Genomic DNA, 24,853 nt, shown 5'->3' on the forward strand with positions numbered 1-24,853 from the left:
GTTGTACAAATATCTTTCTAAATAGCTTTAATTAGAAACTTAAATATCTGAATTGTCGATTTTTATTGATGAACTGTTAGGTAAACTCATCCCAACATGATATCGGGATTTTTGTTTTAATATTTAATCTTCTGCGTCTATTTCTACACCTTCGGCATTTATGTTTAGGTTTACGTCCTCAGATTCGGCCTTAATACCATTTTTATCTATTTTTAAATGGCCTTCGTTGGAATGAATTTCAATACCATCGTCATTTATTTTAACACTAGGTGTATTCACTTTAATTTTAATATTTTCCTCTGGGCAGTCTAAACATTCAGCATCTTCAAACATAATTTTCATGTAATGATTGGTATCATCTCTGGAAATTATATTGCCATCATACGTGCGGTAATCCAAATGCCCTTTGGCGCTATTATTAAAATATGTTACTGCGCTTTCTGGTAAATAAAGCACAACATCAACCTCTTGGTCGCTAAATTTATTATCTGGATGTGTGGTTAAGTACGAGTCCAGCAACAAAGTGTTGTTTTTAAAATCGAAATTATAATTAATGTTTTTTGCACGCTCAATAGCGCTATCATAATCTCTACCATCGGCTTTTTTTCTAATAGCTACTCTAGCCAACGAGTCTGTAGTCGATTTTACAATAATATCAATATCGGCAGAATATAGTACCTTATCACCATTGTCGTTATAGGCTAGTTTAAAATTATCATGACGCCCATAATCCGAATTAAAATTATCGTTGTTCACCATTTTTATGGTAAGTGTATCTTTTGCGGTAATTGGAAGCTCGGTTTTTTCGGTGTAGCTCTCCTCGTAGGCATGTTCGCTAGCTTGTCTTACACCAAAAATAATAAGTGCTATAATCGAGATAATCCATAAACCAAGTAACGAAAATTTAGCAAGGTTACCAATGGATTTCAAGTTGTTTATTAAAATCTTTAGTCCTAAATAGAATAAGAAAAAGAAAGGAATTCCAACGGCAAAAAAGGCACATAAAGACACTAACCAAATTGGGGTTTCACCGGTATTAGCAATTTCTACAAGGTCTAGGCCAGGTATATGAATTACATCGGCAATACCAACAGAAAATAAGGCTACAATAAGTGCAATTAAGGTGGCAGCACTAGTTATAATTAGCAACACGCCAATAAATTTTGAGAACACCTTAAAGAAAAACATAATAATGTCGCCTATGGTTTCAAAAAAAGATCTAGAAGACGATTTTATAGAATTCCCTGTTTTCTTAACATCTATATTCTTAGCCGCGTTCGATACCGAGTCGGATACGTTTTTGGCCACATCACCAACGGTTTCAGTTACGGTTTCAAAGCCGTCTTTAATTTTTTTTTCAATGTTACTAATGTTAACAGGCTCGCCCGTCATCATTATTTTCTCGGCAGTAGTTTTAGCTTCTGGGACTAAAATCCAAAGTAAAATATAAAGTAAAATACCGGTACCTGCACCAAAAATTAAAAGGATCCATGCTAATCTAATCCATATAGCATCAACACCAAAATAGTGCGATAACCCAGACGATACGCCACCCACATAAGAGTTGTCTGTATCTCTAAAAAGCTTTCTAGAAGTGGCAGATTTTGTTCTGTAACTGGCCTGTGGCTCATCCTCAAAAATCTCGTCGTCCACCAAGTAATCTTCAGGTTGTCCCATTACCGAAATCACTTCATCTACCTCGGTAATTCTAATAACTTGCTTGTCGTTTTGCACACGCTCATTAAAAAGTTCGGCAATACGCGCTTCAATATCGGCTATAATTTCAGACCGCCCTTGCGTGTCCGTAAACGAACGTTTTATAGCCTCCAGATAGCGTTGCAATTTTAAGTACGCATCTTCATCTATATGAAAAAATATACCTGCTAAATTTATGTTGACTGTTTTATTCATTTCTTTGGTGTTTTTTGGCTTGTTACTATAGTTACTGCGTTGTGTAATTCACTCCAAGTGGTATCTAGTTCCTTTAAAAATAATTTTCCGGTTTCGGTTAAACCGTAATACTTTCTTGGTGGTCCAGAGGTCGATTCTTCCCATCTGTAATTTAAAAGTCCTGCGTTTTTAAGTCGGGTAAGCAAAGGGTAAATGGTCCCTTCAACCACCAGCAACTTGGCATCTTTTAAGGTGCTTAAAATTTCTGCTACATAAGCATCGTCGTCTTTTAAGACCGATAGTATGCAGAATTCCAAAACCCCTTTACGCATTTGTGCTTTTGTGTTTTCTATCTTCATGTTCTAAGGCGTTTTAATGTTGTGAAACTGTTCATTTTTTGATTGATTTGATTGATTGTGTATTGATGAAATTTTATTTTGTCACTTCGAGTAGTTTCGATTTTTATCGAAATTGTATCGAGCTTTTGGGCGCCTGCCTGCCGGCAGGCAGGTTACCACACCCTTCGACTACGCTCAGGACAGGGGGTCGGGCTTTCCGTTACAAGTCCTCGCACCTCCTGCGTCGGGCTGTGGGCTTTCCACTGCAATCCCTAACGCGGGTTAGTCCGTAGTTTTGGCTGCTCTGTTGTATTCATGGTTTTCTTTTTAAGGTTTCAGTTTCCCCTCTAAAAAGAGGGGGTTAAGGGGTGTGTTATTTTAAAAAATTAATAGTAAACGGGTATTTATACACCTCGCCATCTCTAGCCTTTAAGCTAGCTACAATTATTAAGGCCAATTCAATAATAAAACCAATTACTGCTAGAGCACCTAAAGCGCCACCAATGTATAGTAGAGGCGAAGGCTTACCAATAGTAATACGGAAACTCTCAAAGGCACTAAAATCTATAAAATCGATACCACTAAAAATTTTAAAAACAAAAAACGGAATGGTTAAGGTGCCTAAAATAATAGCGTACAAAAACACGCTTAACTGAAAATTAATAACCGCTTTCCCGTTTCTATCTATAAATTCCGATTTGTCCTTATTCACACTCCATAAAAGAATAGGGCCAATAAAATTCCCAAACGGAATAAAGAACCTACTAAACGTAGATAAATGAATAATAGTGGCTATGTTTTTTTGATGATTGTCTAACATGATTTTTTTCGATTGATTTAAAACATATAATAGTTTCTTATGCAAATATATATCTAAAAGAAGGTACTTTGTTACGCATAGTACTAAAAATTAACATAACATTAACATTTATAGATGCCATTTATTTTCATAACTTCGTAAAAATTTAAAACTAAAATAATGGCATTAACACCAAAGAAATTAAATACTTACACCATGTTCAAGCTGCCATCGGCATACCTTTGTGGCGTAAGAACAAGACATATAGATACCGAAAAATGTATAGTAGGTGTTAAATTTAAATGGATAAACCAAAACCCATTTAAGTCTATGTTTTGGGCTGTACAAGGTATGGCAGCTGAGTTTTCTACTGGTGCAATAATGATAAGTAAAATTCAAGACTCTGGTAAACGCATTTCTATGTTAGTAACATCCAATAAAGCCACATTTACTAAAAAAGCATTAGGTAAAATAACATTTACTTGTACAGATGGTAAGGCTGTAGACGACGTATTAAAAAAAGCGATAGAAACTGGCGAAGGACAAACCCTTTGGATGGAATCTGTTGGTGTTAACGAAGAAGGTGTAGTGGTATCAACCTTTGGTTTTGAGTGGAGTGTAAAATTAAAGAGTTAAGTCGTTTGCCGTAAAGTCGTAAAGTTGATTTACAACTAAACAATAAATAGTAAATAAAAATTGTAACAAAACCCAAAACAAATCAACATATAAGCGAATCAACAAAAAAACCTAACAAAATGACTTCACACGAAATAGACTATCGCATCTACGGCGAAGAAATGCAATACGTAGAAATTGAACTGGACCCACAAGAAGGCGTTGTAGCCGAAGCTGGAAGTTTTATGATGATGGACGATGGTATTAAAATGGAAACCATTTTTGGCGATGGTTCGCAAAACGATACAGGGTTTTTAGGTAAAATATTAGGTGCCGGAAAACGAATTTTAACAGGAGAAAGTTTGTTTATGACAGCTTTTTATAACGATTTAGTCGGTAAACGTAATGTATCCTTTGCATCACCATATCCAGGAAAAATAATCCCAATAGATTTATCGCGTTTTGGCGGCAAATTTATTTGTCAAAAAGATGCCTTTTTATGTGCTGCTAAGGGGGTAAGCGTAGGTATTGAGTTTTCTAAAAAACTAGGACGAGGACTTTTTGGAGGCGAAGGCTTTATTATGCAAAAATTAGAAGGCGATGGTATGGCATTTGTTCATGCTGGTGGTACCATGGCTATGAAAGAACTTAAAGCAGGCGAAATATTACGTGTAGATACTGGCTGCATTGTAGGTTTCGATCAAACGGTAGATTACGATATCGAGTTTATTGGAGGTATTAAAAACACCGTTTTTGGAGGCGAAGGTTTGTTTTTTGCTAAACTTCAAGGTCCTGGTACCGTATATATTCAATCCTTACCGTTTAGTAGGTTGGCGGGTCGTGTGTTGGCATCGGCACCTAGAGCAGGAGGAAAGAGTAAAGGCGAAGGAAGTGTGCTTGGAGGTCTTGGTGATTTGCTTGATGGCGATAATAGATTTTAAACTTATAAAAAATAAGATTTTTGTTAAAGGCTGCACCATTTGATGCAGTCTTTTTATATTTTAGCATGTATTATATTTATACCTTAACCCTAAGACCTTGCGTTTAAAATTCCTATTTAACCTATTATTTTTATCCGTTTATTTATTTGGTATTCCTGGTATTTCTCAAAATAATCATGAGGGTCCAAATTTAAAATATATTGATTCGGCAAATAATATAATCGATAAAAACCCTAATAAAGCAGCTTTATTTTTAGATTCAATTGCGCTACCCCTAAACCAAAACATTAAAGGGCATCTTGCCTGTTATTACGAGCTAAAAGTTTTAATTAACGATAAAAATAACGAAACCGTAAAACGGTATCAAAATAGCATTTTGGCATTAAAATATGCAGAGCTTGAAAAAAATTATGATGTGGCAGGTTGGGCTTCATTAGAGCTTTTTTATAACTCTTATATCGTAAAAAAAGATACTAGTGCATATAAGTATCTAGCAAAAGCCGAAAAGTTTTATAAACTTGCCAATAACGAGCCTGGGATTGTTGAAGTTACCCAAATGAAAGCGCTAGAAGCTCTAGGAGAAAAAAAATATACCCAAAGTAATGCGATATTATTAAATAATTTAGAACGTTATAAAAGTATTAAAGATGATGCTTACTACCATATGTATGCTTTATTTTTATTAACTACCAATTATCTAGATTTAAATAATTTAAATGCTGCACATAAACACTTTAAAAGCTTAAAGGCCTTAAAAGATAATCCTACTATTCAACCTAATTTGCATAAACGGCATTTAGCAACAGCATATGGCAGCTTAGGTGAATTTCATTTTAGTAAAAAGGCTATCGATTCAACATTGTTTTACTTGTCTAAATCTGATGAGGTTAGAGATGGAATGAACGATAATGATAAAAGAAATTATTATAACCTATATATTGATTATTACGATTATAAAGGAGACTTTAAGGCTAAAAATAGCTATGTAGATTCTTTAAGAATTTTAGAAAATGAGGTGTTGAAAAAAACGATGAATGCCAGCTTGCTTATTGGCGATTCATTAATGCAAGCTGAAACTGAATTAGGTAAAGAGCGCAAGTGGAAAAACATTAATAAACTATGGATTATAGTTTTAATCATTGTTGTGCTAGTCGTATTGTTTTTTTATATTATTAAACATAAACGCGCCTTAAAAATGGAGGATAGTTATGCAAAAAATAAGGACGAGTTTAGTTATTTAAAATCCAATCATGAAAAGCTTAAATTAAAAGTTCATGGTTTGGAAGAATATATAAGCGATGTAAAAAAGGAAATTAAGACTATTTCTTCTATTGATGGAGGTCAAAACCAGCAATATAAAGTCAAGGAGTTATTTAAAAACTTACATGTTAATGCGCCACTTCTTTTGGATAAAAACGAGGATCATTTAAAATTGGTAAATGAACTTAATATTGAGTTTTTTACAAAAATTAAAAAGAATTATCCTCAATTAGTAGATTCCGAAATTATAATATGCTATTATTTATTTGTAGGTTTTAAAAGTAAAGAGATCGCTGTGTTTTTAAAATCCACTACGCGTGCCGTTGAAGGTAAGCGTTATCGTATTTCTAAAAAAATGAATCTTCAGGAAACCGAATACACTTTGGTAGATTTTCTTCAAAACGAATTTAAAAACATATAACCTAAGCTTTTTATTAGCCACATTTAATTTTTCACCTTTAAACTTAATGTGTGTAGTGGGTGTGTAGTGTTTTATAGCACTTGTTTTATAAGGTTTTTGATATTTGTTGTGTTGTAAAAACCGCTACTCTAAACCTAGTTTAGTTGATGCAGAAATAGCACAATAATCTATCTTAAATTTAATTAAATAAAAAATGAAAAAAATCTACGCAATTTTATTTACGGTGTTTTTCTCTGTTTTATCTTTTGGGCAAAACGATAAAAGCTGGAGTAAAAAAGGAACGAGTAAAAAGGAAACTTTTTACAATGTTCAAGCAAAATTTAACAAATACTGGGAAAACAAAACGCCAGCAAAAGGACAAGGTTATAATATTTTTAAACGTTGGGAGAAAAAGGTAGCCGATAAGGTGTATCCATCGGGGGATTTGTCATTACTTTCATCCAACTATGCTAATTACATAGAATGGTCGCAAAAAAATAAAGCTTTAAACAAAACAAGTGCGAAGTCTAATGCTTCAAGCTGGTCTACTTTAAATGGTAATTCGGTAGCGTCGGGCTACGATACAGGTTCTGGTAGATTATCATTTATAACCTTCGACCCTATAGATGCCTCCACGTTTTATGTTGGCGCTCCAGATGGTGGCTTATGGAAAACTACAGATGGCGGTAATAACTGGACAACGAATACCGATTTTTTAAGTGTTATAGGTTGTTCTGGGTTGGTAATACACCCAACAAACACATCTACCATGTATTTAGCAACAGGAGATAGAGGTGGAGATAGAAGAAGTATAGGTGTACTAAAAACCACAGATGGTGGTGCTACATGGAATCCTACAGGCTTAACTTGGACTGCGGCCGATAATTACAGAATTACAAAAATTGTTATGGACCCCAATACACCAAATACCATGATGGTAGCAACCGATGGTGGTGTATATAGAACTACCGATGGGTGGGCAACCCATACATTAACCACTAATGTAGAAGCGTTTTATGATATTGAATTTAAACCAGGAGCAGCCGTTGGAAATTCCAATACCGTTTATGCGGCTAGCGTTTATAACGATTCCGAAGGTTATATTTATAAATCGACCGATAATGGTGTAACCTGGAGTATTGCTTCGGGTATTCCAACAACCGATGTAAGTCGAATTGAAATGGCTGTATCGGCTGCAAACGTAAATGTGGTTTACGCCATTGCAGGAAACCTAGAACGTGGCTTAAGGGGTGTTTATAAATCGACCGATAGTGGATCTAATTTTTCATTGGTGTACCACACAACAGCTACAACTCCTAATATTTTACATGCTAGTGATAATCCACCTTCAGCACCAACTCCAGGTTGGAATGGCGGACAAGCAGACCATGATTTGGCAATTGCAGTATCTCCATTGGATGCCAACTTAGTAACCATAGGTGGTATAAACCAGTGGCAATCTACAAATGGTGGCACCAGTTGGGAAAGAATAACGTATTGGTTGGGTGTAAAAGATGGTTACCCTGGGTCTCAATACCCATCAACTGAAACGAAACCATATATCCATGCAGATATTCAATATATTGCGTATTCTCCGCACGATGATACTACTTTATATACAACTTGCGATGGAGGAATATCAAAAGGGATTTCAAACGGACAATCGGCATGGGAAGATATTACCAATAACATAGCAGTTGGTCAGCAAACAAATATTGCACTTTCTGCTACAGACCCAAATAAATATTTTGCAGGTTTACAAGATATAGGCTCTATTATGGCAACTAGCGCAGGTATGTGGTCTGTTTTAAGTGGTGGTGATGGTGAAGATGGTTTTATAGATCGTACGGATGATAATATCATTATTTCATCTACAACAAATGGGCAGTTTTACCGCACAAGTTATGGTGTGGTATCGTATTTTCCATCAACAAATGGCGAGTGGTTTAGCCCCATTCATCAAGATCCAGTTGAAGCAGATTGGGTTTATTTAGGCGGAAGACCAGCATTATATAAAAGTACCGATATGCTAACTAAACCAAATGGCGATTCGGCTCCAAATTGGACGGCCTTAGGCACGCCTGCTGCTGGTAAAAATATTTTACGTTTTGAAATTGCACCAAGCAATAATAAAGTTATGTATGCCATTACAGAAAATAAACTTTCAAAATCTACAGATGCTGGAGTGAACTGGACAGATGTAACAGGTACTTTACCTGTTGGGGCGGCATCACTAAAAAACTTAGCTATATCCAATGCTAACCCTAACGAGGTATGGGTTGTGTTTTCTGGATATAACGCGTCTAGTAAAGTATTTAAAACAAATAATGGCGGAACCTCATGGACAGATGTTTACTCTAGTACACTGCCAAACTTACCTATAAATACTATTGTACATCTTAAAAATAGTACCCAAAATGGGGTGTTTATAGGAGCCGATATTGGAGTGTATTATATTGATGATTCTCAAACGGCGTGGACAGAAGAAGCCACCAACTTACCTAGAAACGCAGTTCAAGATTTAGAGGTGTTTTACACATCGCCTACAAGCGCAAAGTTAAGAGCTGCTACTTATGGTAGAGGTTCATGGGAAACAACTATAGACTTTACTACTTTAGAAGTTAATGAAAACACTATGTTAGCTTCTGAAGCCCCCAGGTTTCATCCAAATCCTGTAAAACAAGGGTTTGTAAATGTGAAGTTGAACAACCCAAACTCAAAATTCGATTTCGAAATTTATAACAACATTGGCCAAAAGGTATCTTCTGGAACAATTGACCGTAACAATACTGTTATCGACCTAAAAAATAACACTAGTGGATTCTATTTTATAAAGGTGAAAAATGAGAATAAAGTGTACAGTCAGAAAATAATAATTGAGTAGAAAGCAAATTGAATTAAGCGGTAATAGGGTTTAATTGAATTTGATTAATAGCTTTTTCCTCATTAAACCAATCCTGTATAGTTCGCTATGCAGGATTTTTATAATAAAGCTAATCACTTATCTAGACTAATGTTTTAGTTTAAGCGTTTATTGTGTTTTAGAACTTAATGTAAAGTTTGCATGGTATTTATGTTAATATTACTTAAAATTATAGAATTTGATTATTTTTTTAGTAAATTTAGACATCAAAAAAATATAGCCTATAAAACAAATTTACCTATCATTTTAACCTAAAAACCCAGTAAAGATCATGGCAAGAGCAATGCTAGATTACACCAAAACGATACTTAATAAAGTTAGTTTTGATGCGTCGTTGTTTTGCAAAGAAGTACAAAAGGCATTAAATAGATTGTTGCCTTATGAGATTGAAGAGCTTAAAATTTATATTCATTCTCTGGTATTGCAAAACCCAGAATTAAATCAATGTATGGTTTTATTAGACCATTAATTTATAAAGCGACCAAACGGTCGCTTTTTTTTTGGATAAGTTGCATTGGTGCATCAAAATTATGTAAATGGATTTTAAACCAAAAAACAGAATCTTATTGTAAGTGATTAAAACTATAAGATTTAAGGTAGAAAAGTGTTAAAGTTTTACATTAAGCCTAATTTTTATTATTAAATAATTTAATCTTTTTACATTTGTACTAACTATAATAGTTATTTTGAAAAGGACTTTAGTTTTTATATTACTTATAGCTTTTGTTATAAAGCCAATATATAACCTTGGTTATTTAGCATATTACGAAATAAATGTGGAATATATTACCGAAATGTTCTGTGTAAATAAAGAAAAAGTGGAACTTGCTTGTAATGGTAAATGTCATTTATCTCAACAATTACAAACGGATACAAACTCGCAAGAAGATAATAAAACTTTAGTCTTGTTAAACGAATATTTGTTTGGTTTATACTTTCAAGAATACGAAAACTTCAAATATAAGGAAGTCAAAATCTCTTTAAATAAAAAAGTAAATTCATTATGTAATAACAGTTATGCCTATCTCTACGAGCATAACCATTTTCGCCCACCTATGGTGTAAATTGATTTCTTAAAACAGGCTAGCCAGCCTTAAACATTATTATTAAAAATCAATATTTTAACAATTTAGCAGCCGTCATTAAATTAAAGACGATTGGGCTGTTATAACTTTATACCATAATTAATGAAAATTTTAAAATATACATTAGGACTTTTATTATCTATATTTATTGCTTCTTGTTCATCAGACGACCATGATACGATGGAGGATTTAACAGGACAAACAGGTAGTTTAATACTTAAATTCGATAACGGAATAGGCAATCAAGACTTTATTTTTGGTACAACATATACCAATTTTAAAGGTGAAACATATCAACTAGAAACTTTAAAATACTTAATATCTAATGTAAGGTTAACAGATAACCAAGGTAACACTTACACATACCCAGAAGAGGAAAATATTTTTATTGTAAGTGAAGCAAATGGAAATGCTGCAGGCGAAATATATATTACTTTAAACAATATAGATGCAGCAAATTATACACATGTTACCTTTGGAATTGGAGTAGATCAAGAGCGCTATGCCTCAGGAGCAGATGGTCAAGGCGATTTTTTAACCACCGCACAAGATGAAGGCATGATGTGGTCTTGGGCAACTGGATATAGATTTATGCGACTAGATGGAACTTATTCATCGCCAACCAAAACTAATGCCGCATTAAATATACATATGGGTAGCGTTGGTACTTCTGTAGACAACTACAAAGAAACTACTTTAGCTTTTCCAAACGAGGTGTTGGTAAGAGAAGCTAAAGAGCCCTCTGTACATATTAAAGCAGATATAGCTCAGGTTTTCGATGGCTTAACCTCTGTGAGTTTCGATGCTGGTTATGCCCAAGTACATACCGATGAAATTACAACCGGAGTTATAGCAACAAACATGAGTGGTATATTTTCTGTACACCACGTACATAACGACTAATTTATTACAGGCTAGTTTCCTCGATAACTAATATCGAGGAAACTTATTTGTTTTTACAAATAAATAAATGTCTTTTTTAATACCAAAGCACCAGTTATTAGGTCTTTGGTTTAACGTTTATTAAAATGAAAAAATTAGTTTTTATAATACTAGTAGCTCTTTATGTAATGTCCTGTTCTAAATCATCTTATACCAATGATTATGTACCTGTTTACCTAAATGTAGAGCAACCAGATAATTTCCCGGAAATAGTTTATAATTTAGATGCTAATCCAGTAACACAAGCTGGTTTCGAACTAGGTAAAAAGTTGTTTTACGATGGTAAATTATCGGCAAACGATGCTATTCCTTGTGCGTTTTGTCATGAGCAAGCCTTCGCTTTTACCCATCATGAGCATACGGTAAGCCATGGCGTTAACGGAGGTATTGGTACGCGTAATGCACAACCCATGCAAAATTTAGCCTATCAATCTGAGTTTATGTGGGATGGTGCGGCAACACATTTGGATTTTCAACCAATTATTCCTTTAACGAGCGAGGTTGAAATGGGGGAAACCTTAGGTAACGTATTAAATAAGCTTAATGCCGATACGTATTATAGAAAGCAGTTTCCAAAAGCCTTTGAAGATGGCGAAATAAATAGCGAAAATTTATTAAAGGCGCTTTCGCAATTTATGGTTATGATGGTTTCCTCTAATTCAAAATATGATAAATACGTACGTAACGAAGACGGAGGCGAACTAACCGAAATTGAATTAAATGGTTTAAATAATTTTAAAAATAAATGTGCAACTTGTCATGCTACCGATTTGTTTACAGATCATAGTTATCGTAACAATGGTTTGTCAATAAATCCAAAACTAAATGATAAAGGGCGTTATAATATTTTTGAAAACCCCAAGGATTTATACAAATTTAAGGTGCCAAGTTTGCGCAACGTAGCGCTATCATTACCATACATGCATGATGGTCGTTTTTCTAGTCTAGAAGCTGTTTTAAATTTTTACGATTCAGGTATGACCGATAATGGTAATGTAGATGAACTATTTAAAAGAGAAGATGGTACTTTAGGAATTACACTCTCCACCTACGAAAAAGAAAGCATAATTGCATTTCTTTATACTTTAACAGATAACGAATTTTTAACAGATGAAAGATTCTCAGAATTTTAACAAAATAAGCCTATTTGTAATTGCTTTTATAATGAATATTCATGCTATTAAGGCTACCGAAATAGACCCGCCGTTTGATACCTATAAGCATGTTTTTGAGCCTTTTGGAGTAACGTGCGATTTGTGTGGGTGTTCTACAAGTTCTGGAAGCTTTGGTTTTGGCACGCTTAGTAATTCTAATTTTGTTGGTATTCGTTATATCTATCAAAGTTTTGAGTCTAAAGACGGTATTTTTTCTAATTCCCCAACAACTAAAGAAACTTTTAATACGTATCAATTATGGGCGCAATTACCTATTAACGATGTTTTTTATTTAAGTTTAAATGTACCTTATCAAGATTTAAACAGAGCATATGAAAATGGGTATAAAGAGAATTTAAATGGCTTAGGAGATAGTAGTATAATGGGGTGGTATAAATTGCAATTTTATAAAAAAGAAAGTGACTCTTTAACTTTTAGTACAGAACGTATGGCATCTGGACACTCATTACAATTTGGCGTTGGTGTAAAACTGCCAACCGGTAAGTTTGAAGAAGCATTGGCAGATAATGTTAATCCTGGTTTTCAGGTTGGTACAGGCAGTGTTGATGGTGTTTTTGCTATTGGATATAATTATGGAAGTAATAAGTTTGGCGTTAATACGTTAATGACATATTACTTAAAAGGTGAAAATAAAAACGATTATCAATTTGGAAATCAGTTTAGCTATTCGACAAATTTTTTCACTGCATTTTCAAAAAAAAATTATAATATTATGCCATTTATAGGTTTTTCGGGAGATGTTTATGATAAAATTACGCAATACAACGAAACCTTGGCCGATACCGATGGAAAGATATTAAGCGGTACAATAGGTTCTGAGGTTGCTATCGAGAAATTTATTTTTGGAACTAATTACACATTACCTTTAAGTCAAAATTTATTTGGCGGTAATGTGAAATCTAAAAACCGCTTTTCAATTTATGTAAACTTTGCATTATAATGTATTAGTTGTATAATAAAAAACAAGTAAGCCTATAGCAAAAAAAGATTCGCAATTAATTAGTGTTATTGTGAATCTTTTTTTTGCTTTATAAGAAATGGTAATTAGAATATTTTACTTAGGCAAGGGGCTAATAATTTTTACATTCTGAAAAGCAATCGCGCCACGTACCACTCCCGAAATAACATCTTGTAAGGCTTCAATAATTTGCATTTTTAAGCCGCTTTTGTGGTAAATTAAGCTGACTTCTCGTGCTGGTGTTGGCTCATTAAAGTAACGTAGATTTTCTTTTTCTTTTTCGCTAATTTCTAAGGTATGTAAATAGGGAAGCAGCGTCATGCCTAGTCCTTCGTTAGAGAGACGTATTAAGGTCTCTATACTTCCACTTTCTAATTGAAAAGTTTCTTCGGTTTGGCTTTTAAATACTTTACATAGGTTTATTACGCCATCTCTAAAACAGTGGCCATCTTCTAACAATAACATATCATCTACATCTAAGTCTGCAATATCTATAGTTTTATTTTTATGTAGACGATGGTTTTTAGGTATATAATTTACAAAAGGTTCAAAATATAGTACGCGTTCTTTTATATTTTCGTCTTCCAAAGGTGTTGCGGCAATCGCAGCATCTAAATGGCCATCTTTAATTCGCGCCATAATTTCTTCGGTTGTTAATTCTTCAATTTTAAGCTTTACTTTAGGGTGCTTTTTAATAAAGTTTCTTAAAAACATGGGCAGAAGTGTAGGCATAACCGTAGGTATAATACCTATTTTAAATTCACCACCTATAAACCCTTTTTGCTGATCTACAATATCTTGAATTCGGTAAGATTCATTAACAATATTTCTAGCTTGCGTTACTATTTTTTTTCCAACATCTGTGAGCTCTATAGGTTTTTTGCTTCGGTCGAAAATTAAAACATCCAGTTGGTCTTCAAGCTTTTGAATTTGCATACTTAACGTAGGTTGTGTAACAAAGCATTTTTCGGCAGCTTTAGTAAAGTTTTGATTTTCGGCAACAGCCAAAACATAGTACAATTGGGTAATAGTCATTGGTATCAATTTAGGCTATAAAAATATAAAAAGTATCAATAAAACTTATTGAAATAGCTGTTAATTATAAATTAAATTTGTTGTAAGAAAATAACAAAGATTATGACAACATTAAATAGTATTGGTTTAGATAGTGGCAAGACAAAGGCTCTAGCTGAAGATTTAAATAGCTTATTGGCTAACTTCCAAATTTATTATCAGAATTTAAGAGGGATTCACTGGAATATAAAAGGAAAACGATTTTTTGATTTACACGTTAAATTTGAGGAGTTGTACACCGATGCAAATATGAAAGTAGATGAAATTGCCGAACGTATATTAACTTTAGGAGAAACGCCTTTACATACTTTCGAAGATTATTCGGCCAAGGCAAGAGTTCCGGTAGGAAAAAATATTTCGGAAGATGAAAAAGCCGTGCGATTAATAGTAGAATCGCTAACAGAACTTTTAAGTATTGAAAGAGCTATTTTAGATAAAGCAGGAGAAGCGAACGACGAAGGAACAAACTCTATGATGAGTGATTTTATTACCGAGCAAGAAAAAACTGTTTGGATGATGAAAGCTTGGTTAAATGAAACCGTCTAACTATATAGTTGGTTTTTACAATTTACAACTTTGATTACTAGCTATTAAAGCGATCTTATTTTAAGGTCGCTTTTTTATAAAAAATGGCAATAATTTGTATTATTAATTAACAGTTTTTTAAAATTTATTAAAAACCGCTTTCTGCAATTATAACATTTTGAAATGTAGGTGCGTTTTCGGTAATTTTTCCTATGCCTTTTTTATTGATTTTTAAAGTCACATCTTTAGTTGTTGTAAATAAAAGCACAGACCAAAAATGGGTTTTAAGGTAGGGTTTTAAAAACGTGAAAGCTTCATCTAATGTAAGTTCGCTTTCCTCATCCTCTGTATCTCTAGATTGGTAACGTAATTTTACTAAAACTTTTAGGTCTTTACCGGAAGACAATGGTCTAACAAATATGTTTTTTAAGTTAGGTTTGCCAATGGTTTTAGCCAAGGTTAATTTGGCAAAACGACCTTCTTGGTAACTTTCTTTTACTTGTTCCCAGAATTCAATAAAGGTTTCTTGATATGGCATAAACTAAGGTTTAATAAAATATTGTTTTGAAGCCTCAAAAATAGCATTAAATATTTTATAATAAACCACGAGCCTTAATTTCTAAATATTTATTAATGGTGTCTATGGTTAAATTTTCTGGAGTGGTTAAAATGGAATAAATGCCATATTTTTTTAACTCGGTTACAATAAGGCGTTTTTCGAAGGCAAATTTTTCGGCAATAACCTTATCGTAAACTTGCTCGATAGTTTCGGCTTTGTTGTTTATTAGGTTATTAAGTTCGGTGTTTTTAAAAAACACAACCACTAATAAATGATTTTTTGAAATGGCTTTTAAGTAGGGTAGTTGACGCTCTAAACCATCTAAAGTTTCAAAATTGGTGTACATTAAAATAAGACTGCGTTGGGTAATATGGCGTTTTATACTCGCGTACAAGCGGCTAAAATCGCTTTCAAAAAAATCGGTTTTTACGTTGTAAAGCGCTTCTAGTATGAGTTGCATTTGCGAACTACGCCTCTCGGCAACTACAACATTTTCAATACGTTTAGAGAACGACAACATACCGGCCTTATCATGCTTTTTTAAAACCACATTGCTCATTACTAAGGTCGCATTAATGGCATAATCTAGAAGACTTAAGCCGTTAAAAGGCATTTTCATAATACGGCCTTTGTCGATAATGGAATAAACGGGTTGCGATTTTTCGTCTTGAAACTGATTTACCATTAGCTGGTTTTTCTTGGCCGTAGCTTTCCAGTTAATGGTGCGTAAATCGTCGCCTAAAACGTAATCTTTAATTTGCTCGAACTCCATAGAATGCCCCAAACGGCGTACTTTTTTTAAGCCATATTCTAACGCGTTTTTATTGATGTTTAAAAGCTCGAACTTTTTTAACTGCTTAAAGCTTGGGTAGGTTGGTACCATGGTACCGCCATTAAAAGTGAAGCGTTTAGCCACTAAATTTAAAACAGATGATGCATAAACATTTAAATCGCCAAAATAATATTCGCCGCGTTCGGTTGGTTTTAAATGATACTGAATGCTTCTTGTTTTACGAGAAGTTACAGATTCTTTAATTTTAAAATCTCTTATTTGAAATTGCTCGGGCACTTCATCTATAACTTCAAGATAAATGGTAAACGGGTAATTGTTAGTAATATCAATATGAATTTGGTTTTTATCGCCATTTGAAAATTTATCAGGTAGATTTCTTGTAGCATCAATTTTATGTTTACCCATGAAAACAATTAGAAAATCTACGATAAAAAGTAGGATTAAAACTAAAATAGATAGTTGCGCAACATTAAACAACACAGGAATAAAATAACTTAAGGCAAACAAAACCACAATGGCAATGCCAGTATAGAAAAAACGCGGTTGTATGTAGAAGGGTTTGAAAAGTTTCAAAGTTGTTAGTTGTTACGTTTTAGTAAGACTGAAAACTGCGATTGCCACTGAACACTATTAACGCGGTATCTCAACCGTTTCAATAATTTGCTTAATAATTTGTTTGCTAGAAACGCCTTCCATTTCGCGCTCTGGCGTTACAATAACTCTGTGATGTAAAACAGGAATGGCGGCACGTTTAATATCCTCTGGTGTAACAAAGTCTCTGCCGCTCATGGCTGCAAATGCTTTGCTCGATTTTAAAATGGCTATAGATGCTCTAGGGGAAGCACCTAAATACAAAAACTGATTGCTTCGTGTGGCTACAATGAGTTGTGCAATGTATTTTAGTAAATGCGTTTCAACCAAAACTTGAGATACTAAATTTTGATATTCTGTTATTTGATTAGCCGTTAAAAAAGATTCTATTTTATCGGTTTTAACATCATCTCTTAAGGCGTGCTCGCGCGATAAAATTTCAATTTCCTCTTCTAAATTAGGATAGTCAACATCTATTTTAAATAAAAAACGATCTAGTTGAGCTTCGGGTAATCTATAAGTACCTTCCTGTTCTACTGGGTTTTGTGTTGCTAAAACCATAAAAGGCGAATCTAAATTAAATTTATTACCATCAATAGTAATTTGCTGCTCTTCCATAACCTCAAATAAGGCGGCTTGAGTTTTTGCAGGTGCTCTATTAATTTCGTCAATAAGAATCATGTTAGAGAAAATAGGACCTTTTTTAAATTCGAATTCCGAATCTTTAAGGTTAAAAACCGAAGTTCCTAAAATATCACTTGGCATTAAATCTGGCGTAAATTGTATTCTGCTAAACCCAACGCTTAAAGACTTTGCTAATAATTTGGCTGTTACCGTTTTTGCAACACCAGGAACACCTTCTATAAGTGCGTGTCCTTTGGCTAGTAACGATGCAATAAGCATATCTACCATATCTTTTTGGCCAACTATAATTTTACCCACCTCTAGCTTTATTTTTTCAACACTTTCTTGAAGCTCCGATAAATCTAAGCGGTTTTTAAATGTTAAATCTTCGTTAGTGTTCAACGCACTACTATCAATGGATGATAATGCATCTTCTGGCTGAATTGGTGTATTTTGTGGTTCTAATTGTTCGTTATTCTCGTCCATAATTATTTGGTGTAAAATGCTTCAATATGTCTGTTGAGCTTTATTAAATTTTCTTCAAAAAACTCATTTTTAGATCGCATTAAATTAATATAGTTTACCAGCTTTTTAATGTCGTCTAATTTTTTTCCGGTTTTAGTAGCTAGTTTTTCGGTGAATTGCTCGTCTAAAACATCGGTGTTTAAATTTAAATCGCGACGAATTTTTTCTAAAAAGTACGTTATTTTTTTATCGATTAAATTTTTGTGGTCTTTAGTGTCAAAGTATAAATTGGATACCGTTTTAACAAAGGCTACCGTCGTGTTTTGCAACGGTTTAACTATTTTAATAATACGCTGTCTCCGTTTTGCGTTAAAAATCATAAACAATATACCAAATACGATAGCCGTAAACCACGCCCATCTAAAGGATAATTGCTCTAAAAACCAACCCAGATTCGATTCCTGCTCAACATCGCCATCGTAACCTGTTTGTATTTTGGTGTAGGAATCGAAATAGACGTTATTATCTGGTAAATAGGATAGTGCACCTTCAATATATTGGTAGCGGTCTTCTTTTAAAAGATGATAATTGGTAAATATTTTAGGCTCTAAATGCAAATAAATAGTGCCATCCCCAAAGGGCACCTGTAAAAAGTTAGGGTGCTTGTAATCTATTTTAGAAAATCCTAACACGGAGTGATTTATAGAATCGAAATCGGAAAAATATTGATCGCTTACATTTCTATCGAGCGTTATCGCCGGTATGTTTAAGTGTTTTAAGGATAAAAATGAAATGCTATCTTTTTCGTTGTCAATGTATTTAACACTAACCTCTAGGGTGTCGTGAAGTTTTTGAGGGAAGTAATAATCCGAAAGAAACAGGGTGTTACCGGCATCAACAAAACTTAGTAACTCATCAATAGAGTCGTCTTCTAAATAATCAGAATTTCCAATAATAATATAGTTTCCTTGGGCTACATGTTCGCCATAGCCATCTTCAGAATTGGCACTTAAGTAACTCGATGGCTGGTGGTAAACTGTTCTTACTTTGTAATCTTTAAATAGTTTAGGAAGCTCTTTGTAAAGTACGCTAACACCGTAGGGTTTGTTGCTTTTTTCATCGAAAGACTCTTCCCAATCCACCACTTTGGTACGTTTTACACCAATAACAACCGATGCTGTAATAATTAGCACCACGATAATAAGTATAACAGGCAATGTCTTTTTCATTAATTTACCTGTTTTAAAAAGTTAGAAAAATTTCCTTTAGCCTTATTGTATTTGTCTAGGTTTAGCGGGAATTCGCCATACCAAATGTAATTGTACAAATACGAGGTGTACTCAAAATCTTTGCTAAAAGGTTGGTTGCTTACCTCGTTTAAATATTCGTTGTTAGTTTTATCGTCTTCAAATTTTATGTGGTTTTTTAGGCTTAGTGTTTTTAAAACTAATAGGTAATAATACCGAATAGCTAAACGGTAATCCTTTTCGTTTTCAGCATGTTTAATTAAGGTGTTAATATCGGCGTTTTCAATATTTTCGGCCGTTATTTCGCTGTAGGTATTAATGGCTTTATTTCGGTTTGATGTAAATAAACCAGTTCCACCTTCGTTAAGTAAAATGTAAACTAAAAATATTACAGCAAGCGCAATGGCTAAGTAAAACAACCAAGAAAGCGGCCCCAGATTTAAGCTAAAAGTATTTGTGTTATTTTGTTCTTCTCTTTTTACTTCGCCGTTTTTATAATCTTCATATTTGCCAGAGCCTGTTGGTGTTTTCGAGACTATTTCATCCCCTTCGTAATTATATTTACTACGAGTGTAACGGGATTTAAAGTCTTCATCAAAAGTTCTTATTTGTTGTGGTGTTTGTATTGGTAGTGCATACAAAGGTTTAAACACACAGGCTACAAGACATAAAAAAAGAAAGATATGTAGGTGCTTTGTTTTCAAATATGCGAAAGACTTAAATTGGGGGTTGTAGTAATTTGTTTTTGTATTTTAAACGGATAAATTAAATAGTAATAACTAATAATACTAAGCGTAATTAAAATAATAGCAACCGATAACCAATGCGGCATAATGTTAGAGTAGCGGGTAATAAATCCCTCTAAAAAACCAGCAGCAAAAGTAAAAGGAAAGGTGCTAATTAAAATTTTAATACCAGTTTTGGCTCCCAGTTTAAAAGAAGTGTATCTAGAATGTGTTGCCGGAAATAAAATACTTGCACCCAAAATTAAACCTGCAGCACACTCAATTACAATTGCAAAAATTTCCATGGCGCCATGTATCCATATACCTCGAACACTTTCCCAAAGCACACCTTTATCGTAAAAGAAATATTGGAAGGAGCCTAACATAATGCAGTTTTTAAACATAATATAAAGGGTACCAATGCCTAAAAATACGCCTAAAACAAAGGCGATAATGCCAACTCTTAAATTGTTTATGGTTATGCCAATAAAACTGCCCCAATTGCTCCCACTTTTATATACCGCTACAGGATCGCCGGCTTCAATATTTTCTAACGACATATTTACATAGTTATCACCCAAAACGGAACGTACAAATTCCCCATCGTTGGCAGCCGAAATAGCTCCAATAAAGGTAAATACAGAAAAAATAATAAAAGCGATGTAAATAAATTTTCGGTATTGGTAGCAAATTAAAGGCACCTCGGTTTTCCAAAACTCAATAATTCTATTGGTATCTGTACTTTTTGTTTTGTAAATTTTCTGATAAGCGTTTGCCGATAGCTGATTTAAATACGCAATAACCTTACTTTTAGGGTAGTAGGTTTGTGCGTAAGCCAAATCGTTAATAACATGAATGTATTGCGAAGCCAATTCATCGGGATTGTCAAAATCATTATTAACGATTGCTTTTTCGAAACTCAACCATTTTTCCTTATTTTGCTTGATAAATGCAACTTCTCTCATATATTTGATAAATTAAAATATAAAATGTCAGAGTTACAAATTAACACGACTCAAAATGTAAAAATAACGTTCAATGCCGCAGGAGCTGGCGAGCGTTTATTAGCTTTTGTAATAGATACGGCTATTAAAATTGGCTATATGTTGGTTTTAAATTGGACTTTTGGAGCCTTCGATAATATGGATCAATGGTCGCAAATAGCCATAAATACCGTGCTTAGTTTCCCTGTAATGCTCTATACTTTGGTGTTAGAGTCTGTTTTGCAAGGCCAGACCATTGGCAAGCGCATATTAAAAATAAGAGTCGTAAAAATAGATGGGTATCAAGCCTCATTTTCAGATTACGTAGTACGCTGGTTTTTTAGAATTGTAGATGTTTATATTTTCGGACTCGGTTTTTTCGTTATGCTTTTTAATAAAAAGGGGCAACGTATAGGCGATATGGCTGCCGGAACAGCAGTAATAGCATTAAAAAACAATGTAAATATTAGTCATACTATTCTCGAAAATTTAAAAGATAATTACAAGCCTACGTACCCCAACGTAATTAAATTGTCCGATAACGACGCCCGAATAATAAAAGAAACCTTTCAGGTAGCCCGAGTTGCTCGCGATTATCAAACGCTAATTAAATTACGTCAAAAAATTATAGAAGTAGTAGGTATAAAAACTGTAATCCAGAGCAACGACGTTGAGTTTATCGATGTTATTTTAAAGGATTATAGTTTTTATACTCAGAGCATGTAGTTAGTGAACTACTTTTTTTTAAAGTGTCCGAATCACGCATCCCGAGCATAGTCTCCGGATCTAATAATAAGAATACTAAATTCATTTTTAGGGCGTTACCACACGGGTCGGGCTTTCGTCAGTCGCTTTTTTGTGTTGCATATGTGCAACAACACAAAAAGAGCTTCAACAAATGCCTCAATCCCTAACGCAAACAGTAACTATAATTAATATTTTTAAGTAGAAATAAAATTTTACATCTCATACAAATAAATGTTTTATACCATAGATATTTTAGGAACTATAGCTTTTGCTATTTCGGGCGTGTTAATAGCTATTAATAAGCGTATGGACTTATTTGGTATTCTTATTATTGCCTTTGTTACGGCAGTAGGAGGTGGTACATTACGCGATTTGCTCATTGGAAACACGCCTGTTGGTTGGATGAAAGACATTACATATACTTATGTTATTTTAGGGGCTTCGGTGTTTGCCATTCTGTTAAGAAGTAAAATTAATTATTTAAGAACCTCTCTGTTTTTGTTTGATACTATTGGTATAGGTTTATACACTGTTGTGGGTATAGAAAAAGGTCTTAACTCAGAGTTGCACCCTATAATTTGTATTGCTTTAGGGACCATGACAGCTAGTTTTGGAGGTGTAATTCGCGATATACTTTGTAATGAAATACCTGTAATTTTTAGAAAGGAAATTTATGCCACAGCCTGTATTTTGGGAGGTGTTACGTATTTTGCGTTGCGCGAATTTCCAATACAATACAATTATGTTTTTGTTATTGCCGGAATTGTAGTTATCGTAACAAGGCTGCTGGCCGTTAAATTTAAAATAGCATTGCCTAGAATTTATTCCGATAAAGTGTGATTGTTTAGTAGTGCTTTTAGCAAAATTAAATAACAAATGTTAGGTATCTCCAATCTTTCAACCTCACACTTCAAACTATCATCTCCCGTCTTCGGTCTTCACCCTTCCCTCAATCAATAATTTCCACTTTTTTAATATAAATGTTTTGTGCTGGCCAATCGCCATCGTCGGTTTCAACGGCTGCAATTTTATCAACCACATTCATACCACGGGTAACGTGTCCAAAAATAGTGTAATCGCCGTCTAAAAAGTGAGCGCCCCCTTTTTGGCATACAATAAAAAACTCGTAAGGCGAGGCTAGTTTATGTGGGTTTCTAATATCGCTACTAGGCATAGAAATAACACCACGGTCGTGTTTAAAACCACGTTTAGTGTCTGGTGGTAGCAAGTATTTTCCAATATAGCCACGCTTTCTAGCCGTTTTAACATCGTCGCTATTTCCGCCTTGAATCATAAAATTATCTATAACTCTATAAAACTGCGTGTCGTTAAAATAGCCTTGTTTTGTTAGCCAAATAAAATTAGACCTATGAAACTTGGTTTCGTTGTATAACAGGATATCAATCTCTCCAAAACCTGTTGTTAGCCGTACTTTATTTTCTTTATGGTGTTTATCGTACTCCAAAAAGAACTCCATAGCACTTCTAGAATTTAACTTAGGAAATTCGCGCTCTGGTTCTTGGTTTGTATCTTTTTCAACGGTTTTCTTAATTGGTTTTTCAACCTCGGTTTTAGGTGTATTTTTCTTTTTAGTTTGTTTATCTTCACAATTCAGAAAAAAAGCAAAAAAACAGAAAAATAATACGGCGCGCATAGACTATGAGGTTTGAAGAATTTTTAAAATCAGTTTCAAAAATAAAAAATATACCGCTACCAGCCGAAGCTTCTCACTTTAAAATGGTGCCGGAGTTTAGGCAGGAGGTTTTAAAAGAACAAGGAAAAGCAATTAAAAAGGCTAAACAAGCGGGGGTATTGGCTTTATTTTATCCTGATAAATTCGAAAATACTAAATTCGTTTTAATATTAAGAAACACCTACAAAGGTGTGCATTCGGCTCAAATAGCATTTCCTGGAGGTAAATTAGAAAAGGAAGATGCAACATTGCAAGATACAGCTTTAAGGGAAGCGCTCGAGGAGGTTGGTGTACCCACTGAAACTGTTAAAATTGTAAAGAAAATATCTCAGGTATATATTCCACCAAGTAATTTTTATGTGCATCCTTTTATTGGAATTACCACAAACACACCGCAATTTGTTAAGCAAGACGACGAAGTTGAGGCTGTAATAGAGGTGGATTTAGAACATTTTTTAGATGAGCGCGCATTAGTGTTAAAAAAAGTAAAGACCTCTTATAGTGTTGAAGTAGAGGTGCCTGCTTTTAAATTAAACGATTATATAGTTTGGGGCGCAACCGCCATGATGCTTAGTGAAATTAAAGACTTGCTAAAACAACTTTTCTAGTATTCTAGTTTTATTACATTTGCACACAGAATATTATTTAATTTAAGTAACTTACTAACAAAACCTGAAGCAAGATTTATGGGATTATTTAAAAAAAATCCATTCGGACATATATTGTTTTTAAAGAAATGGCTTATTCGAATCTTTGGCGCTTTAACACACAGGCGTTTTAGAGGATTTAATGAGTTGCAAATCGAAGGGTCTGAAATTATTAAAGATTTACCAGATTCTAATGTTTTGTTTATTTCAAACCATCAAACGTATTTTGCCGATGTTGTATCTATGTTTCATGTATTTAACGCAAGTTTAAGCGGTCGTACAGACTCCATTAAAAATTTGGGTTATATCTGGAATCCTAAATTAAATATTTATTACGTTGCTGCTAAAGAAACCATGAAAGCAGGGTTATTGCCTAAAATATTGGCTTATATGGGGTCTATAAGTATTGAGCGCACATGGCGATCTGAAGGTAAAGACGTAAAACGCCAGGTAAAAATGAGCGATATTTCTAATATAGGAAAAGCGCTTGATGATGGTTGGGTTATCACGTTTCCGCAAGGTACAACCACACCGTTTAAGCCAGTAAGAAAAGGTACTGCTCATATTATTAAAAAATACCAACCTATTGTAGTTCCTATAGTTATTGATGGTTTTAGAAGGTCTTTTGATAAAAAAGGGTTGCGAATTAAAAAGAAAAACATCCTACAATCTTTTGAAATTAAGAAGCCTCTAGAAATTGACTATGAGAATGAATCTTTTGATGATATTGTAAAAAAAATAGAATACGCTATAGAGCAACATCCTTCATTTTTAAAGGTGATTTCAAAAAAAGAATTGGAAGCGCTAGACGAACTAAATAAAAAAAGAGAGTGGTAAAACATTAAATTGTTAAT

Annotated in this window: 25 protein-coding genes; 14 read left to right on the top strand and 11 right to left on the bottom strand. The window is 33.8% G+C overall.

Translation table 11 applies throughout. The features are described from left to right. Positions 1-123: 123 nt before the first annotated feature. The 3 genes from BMY96_RS09880 to BMY96_RS09890 all read right to left on the bottom strand — a co-directional run bounded on the left by BMY96_RS09880 (position 124) and on the right by BMY96_RS09890 (position 3,048). Entirely contained in the window at positions 124-1,911 is a 1,788-nt protein-coding gene (locus BMY96_RS09880) for a PspC domain-containing protein (RefSeq protein ID WP_092851716.1), read from the bottom strand. Next, positions 1,908-2,249: a PadR family transcriptional regulator gene (locus BMY96_RS09885; RefSeq protein WP_092851718.1), complete on the bottom strand. Its 342-nt coding sequence runs from the start codon at positions 2,247-2,249 to the stop codon at positions 1,908-1,910. Before BMY96_RS09885 ends, BMY96_RS09880 begins: the two co-directional genes overlap by 4 nt. Before the next feature lie 352 nt (positions 2,250-2,601). After that, the gene (locus tag BMY96_RS09890; protein WP_092851720.1) at positions 2,602-3,048 is read right to left on the bottom strand and encodes a DUF4870 domain-containing protein; all 447 of its coding nucleotides are present in this window, start codon (positions 3,046-3,048) and stop codon (positions 2,602-2,604) included. A 159-nt stretch (positions 3,049-3,207) separates the two neighbouring features. Here BMY96_RS09890 and BMY96_RS09895 point away from each other — a divergent pair, with 159 nt between their 5' ends. From BMY96_RS09895 to BMY96_RS09935, 9 genes are all read left to right on the top strand, one after another. Next, a complete protein-coding gene (locus tag BMY96_RS09895) occupies positions 3,208-3,663 on the top strand; it encodes a DUF4442 domain-containing protein (protein WP_092851722.1) in 456 nt (151 codons plus the stop codon). A 119-nt stretch (positions 3,664-3,782) separates the two neighbouring features. Next, on the top strand, positions 3,783-4,583 hold the full coding sequence (locus tag BMY96_RS09900; protein WP_092851724.1) for a TIGR00266 family protein: 801 nt from the start codon (positions 3,783-3,785) through the stop codon (positions 4,581-4,583). Between the two features lie 97 nt (positions 4,584-4,680). Then, positions 4,681-6,264, top strand: a complete 1,584-nt coding sequence (locus BMY96_RS09905; protein WP_092851726.1) for a helix-turn-helix transcriptional regulator — start codon at positions 4,681-4,683, stop codon at positions 6,262-6,264. 193 nt (positions 6,265-6,457) lie between these two features. Then, positions 6,458-9,127 carry a T9SS type A sorting domain-containing protein gene (locus BMY96_RS09910; RefSeq protein ID WP_092851728.1) on the top strand — a complete coding sequence of 890 codons (2,670 nt, stop codon included), beginning with the start codon at positions 6,458-6,460 and terminating at the stop codon, positions 9,125-9,127. A 310-nt stretch (positions 9,128-9,437) separates the two neighbouring features. Further along, the gene (locus tag BMY96_RS09915) at positions 9,438-9,635 is read left to right on the top strand and encodes a hypothetical protein (RefSeq protein ID WP_092851730.1); all 198 of its coding nucleotides are present in this window, start codon (positions 9,438-9,440) and stop codon (positions 9,633-9,635) included. Positions 9,636-9,852: 217 nt separating this feature from the next. Beyond that, positions 9,853-10,230 (top strand): hypothetical protein, encoded by a 378-nt coding sequence (locus tag BMY96_RS09920; protein WP_092851732.1) that lies wholly within the window; start codon positions 9,853-9,855, stop codon positions 10,228-10,230. A 123-nt stretch (positions 10,231-10,353) separates the two neighbouring features. Further along, positions 10,354-11,154, top strand: coding sequence for an MbnP family protein (locus tag BMY96_RS09925; protein WP_092851734.1), 801 nt, complete (start codon positions 10,354-10,356; stop codon positions 11,152-11,154). A 125-nt stretch (positions 11,155-11,279) separates the two neighbouring features. Beyond that, positions 11,280-12,326, top strand: coding sequence for a cytochrome-c peroxidase (locus BMY96_RS09930; protein WP_092851736.1), 1,047 nt, complete (start codon positions 11,280-11,282; stop codon positions 12,324-12,326). Continuing rightward, a complete protein-coding gene (locus BMY96_RS09935; protein ID WP_175473551.1) occupies positions 12,304-13,308 on the top strand; it encodes a transporter family protein in 1,005 nt (334 codons plus the stop codon). The genes BMY96_RS09930 and BMY96_RS09935 overlap by 23 nt, the downstream gene beginning before the upstream one ends. A gap of 114 nt (positions 13,309-13,422) precedes the next feature. Here the strand turns inward: BMY96_RS09935 and BMY96_RS09940 are convergent, their stop codons facing one another. Further along, positions 13,423-14,361: a LysR substrate-binding domain-containing protein gene (locus tag BMY96_RS09940; protein WP_092851738.1), complete on the bottom strand. Its 939-nt coding sequence runs from the start codon at positions 14,359-14,361 to the stop codon at positions 13,423-13,425. A 102-nt stretch (positions 14,362-14,463) separates the two neighbouring features. Between BMY96_RS09940 and BMY96_RS09945 the strand changes: the two genes are divergently transcribed. Next, complete coding sequence (locus BMY96_RS09945; protein WP_092851740.1) at positions 14,464-14,946, top strand: Dps family protein; 483 nt, start codon at positions 14,464-14,466, stop codon at positions 14,944-14,946. Positions 14,947-15,073: 127 nt separating this feature from the next. Here BMY96_RS09945 and BMY96_RS09950 read toward each other — a convergent pair whose 3' ends face one another. From BMY96_RS09950 to BMY96_RS09975, 6 genes are read right to left on the bottom strand one after another with little or no spacing between them, the layout of a single operon-like run. Then, positions 15,074-15,463 (bottom strand): hypothetical protein, encoded by a 390-nt coding sequence (locus BMY96_RS09950; RefSeq protein ID WP_092851742.1) that lies wholly within the window; start codon positions 15,461-15,463, stop codon positions 15,074-15,076. 55 nt (positions 15,464-15,518) lie between these two features. Continuing rightward, the gene (locus BMY96_RS09955) at positions 15,519-16,850 is read right to left on the bottom strand and encodes a DUF58 domain-containing protein (RefSeq protein WP_092851743.1); all 1,332 of its coding nucleotides are present in this window, start codon (positions 16,848-16,850) and stop codon (positions 15,519-15,521) included. Between the two features lie 57 nt (positions 16,851-16,907). Further along, positions 16,908-17,978: an AAA family ATPase gene (locus BMY96_RS09960; RefSeq protein ID WP_175473552.1), complete on the bottom strand. Its 1,071-nt coding sequence runs from the start codon at positions 17,976-17,978 to the stop codon at positions 16,908-16,910. 2 nt (positions 17,979-17,980) lie between these two features. Beyond that, positions 17,981-19,186 (bottom strand): DUF4350 domain-containing protein, encoded by a 1,206-nt coding sequence (locus BMY96_RS09965; protein ID WP_092851744.1) that lies wholly within the window; start codon positions 19,184-19,186, stop codon positions 17,981-17,983. Beyond that, positions 19,186-19,845: a hypothetical protein gene (locus tag BMY96_RS09970; RefSeq protein ID WP_139205237.1), complete on the bottom strand. Its 660-nt coding sequence runs from the start codon at positions 19,843-19,845 to the stop codon at positions 19,186-19,188. Before BMY96_RS09970 ends, BMY96_RS09965 begins: the two co-directional genes overlap by 1 nt. A 59-nt stretch (positions 19,846-19,904) precedes the next feature. Then, the gene (locus tag BMY96_RS09975; protein ID WP_092851747.1) at positions 19,905-20,894 is read right to left on the bottom strand and encodes a stage II sporulation protein M; all 990 of its coding nucleotides are present in this window, start codon (positions 20,892-20,894) and stop codon (positions 19,905-19,907) included. A 24-nt stretch (positions 20,895-20,918) separates the two neighbouring features. Here BMY96_RS09975 and BMY96_RS09980 point away from each other — a divergent pair, with 24 nt between their 5' ends. Both BMY96_RS09980 and BMY96_RS09985 read left to right on the top strand, forming a co-directional pair. Continuing rightward, a complete protein-coding gene (locus BMY96_RS09980; protein WP_092851749.1) occupies positions 20,919-21,638 on the top strand; it encodes an RDD family protein in 720 nt (239 codons plus the stop codon). Positions 21,639-21,890: 252 nt separating this feature from the next. Next, complete coding sequence (locus BMY96_RS09985; protein WP_092851750.1) at positions 21,891-22,499, top strand: trimeric intracellular cation channel family protein; 609 nt, start codon at positions 21,891-21,893, stop codon at positions 22,497-22,499. 109 nt (positions 22,500-22,608) lie between these two features. Here BMY96_RS09985 and BMY96_RS09990 read toward each other — a convergent pair whose 3' ends face one another. Then, on the bottom strand, positions 22,609-23,313 hold the full coding sequence (locus tag BMY96_RS09990; protein WP_092851752.1) for a peptidylprolyl isomerase: 705 nt from the start codon (positions 23,311-23,313) through the stop codon (positions 22,609-22,611). 5 nt (positions 23,314-23,318) lie between these two features. Here BMY96_RS09990 and BMY96_RS09995 point away from each other — a divergent pair, with 5 nt between their 5' ends. Beyond that, the gene (locus tag BMY96_RS09995) at positions 23,319-23,960 is read left to right on the top strand and encodes an NUDIX hydrolase (protein ID WP_092851754.1); all 642 of its coding nucleotides are present in this window, start codon (positions 23,319-23,321) and stop codon (positions 23,958-23,960) included. 78 nt (positions 23,961-24,038) lie between these two features. Next, positions 24,039-24,836 carry a lysophospholipid acyltransferase family protein gene (locus tag BMY96_RS10000; RefSeq protein ID WP_092851755.1) on the top strand — a complete coding sequence of 266 codons (798 nt, stop codon included), beginning with the start codon at positions 24,039-24,041 and terminating at the stop codon, positions 24,834-24,836. Positions 24,837-24,853: the final 17 nt, after the last annotated feature.

It is taken from the genome of Algibacter pectinivorans, assembly GCF_900112595.1.
Taxonomy (GTDB): Bacteria; Bacteroidota; Bacteroidia; order Flavobacteriales; family Flavobacteriaceae; genus Algibacter_B; species Algibacter_B pectinivorans.

Coding starts and splice junctions, on each gene's coding strand:
- BMY96_RS09960 (WP_175473552.1), bottom strand. CDS start 17,978: ATGGACGAGAATAACGAACAATTAGAACCACAAAATACACCAATTCAG.
- BMY96_RS09915 (WP_092851730.1), top strand. CDS start 9,438: ATGGCAAGAGCAATGCTAGATTACACCAAAACGATACTTAATAAAGTT.
- BMY96_RS09985 (WP_092851750.1), top strand. CDS start 21,891: ATGTTTTATACCATAGATATTTTAGGAACTATAGCTTTTGCTATTTCG.
- BMY96_RS09900 (WP_092851724.1), top strand. CDS start 3,783: ATGACTTCACACGAAATAGACTATCGCATCTACGGCGAAGAAATGCAA.
- BMY96_RS09940 (WP_092851738.1), bottom strand. CDS start 14,361: ATGACTATTACCCAATTGTACTATGTTTTGGCTGTTGCCGAAAATCAA.
- BMY96_RS10000 (WP_092851755.1), top strand. CDS start 24,039: ATGGGATTATTTAAAAAAAATCCATTCGGACATATATTGTTTTTAAAG.
- BMY96_RS09885 (WP_092851718.1), bottom strand. CDS start 2,249: ATGAAGATAGAAAACACAAAAGCACAAATGCGTAAAGGGGTTTTGGAA.
- BMY96_RS09930 (WP_092851736.1), top strand. CDS start 11,280: ATGAAAAAATTAGTTTTTATAATACTAGTAGCTCTTTATGTAATGTCC.
- BMY96_RS09935 (WP_175473551.1), top strand. CDS start 12,304: ATGAAAGATTCTCAGAATTTTAACAAAATAAGCCTATTTGTAATTGCT.
- BMY96_RS09990 (WP_092851752.1), bottom strand. CDS start 23,313: ATGCGCGCCGTATTATTTTTCTGTTTTTTTGCTTTTTTTCTGAATTGT.
- BMY96_RS09880 (WP_092851716.1), bottom strand. CDS start 1,911: ATGAATAAAACAGTCAACATAAATTTAGCAGGTATATTTTTTCATATA.
- BMY96_RS09945 (WP_092851740.1), top strand. CDS start 14,464: ATGACAACATTAAATAGTATTGGTTTAGATAGTGGCAAGACAAAGGCT.
- BMY96_RS09975 (WP_092851747.1), bottom strand. CDS start 20,894: ATGAGAGAAGTTGCATTTATCAAGCAAAATAAGGAAAAATGGTTGAGT.
- BMY96_RS09950 (WP_092851742.1), bottom strand. CDS start 15,463: ATGCCATATCAAGAAACCTTTATTGAATTCTGGGAACAAGTAAAAGAA.
- BMY96_RS09965 (WP_092851744.1), bottom strand. CDS start 19,186: ATGAAAAAGACATTGCCTGTTATACTTATTATCGTGGTGCTAATTATT.
- BMY96_RS09980 (WP_092851749.1), top strand. CDS start 20,919: ATGTCAGAGTTACAAATTAACACGACTCAAAATGTAAAAATAACGTTC.
- BMY96_RS09925 (WP_092851734.1), top strand. CDS start 10,354: ATGAAAATTTTAAAATATACATTAGGACTTTTATTATCTATATTTATT.
- BMY96_RS09890 (WP_092851720.1), bottom strand. CDS start 3,048: ATGTTAGACAATCATCAAAAAAACATAGCCACTATTATTCATTTATCT.
- BMY96_RS09910 (WP_092851728.1), top strand. CDS start 6,458: ATGAAAAAAATCTACGCAATTTTATTTACGGTGTTTTTCTCTGTTTTA.
- BMY96_RS09895 (WP_092851722.1), top strand. CDS start 3,208: ATGGCATTAACACCAAAGAAATTAAATACTTACACCATGTTCAAGCTG.
- BMY96_RS09995 (WP_092851754.1), top strand. CDS start 23,319: ATGAGGTTTGAAGAATTTTTAAAATCAGTTTCAAAAATAAAAAATATA.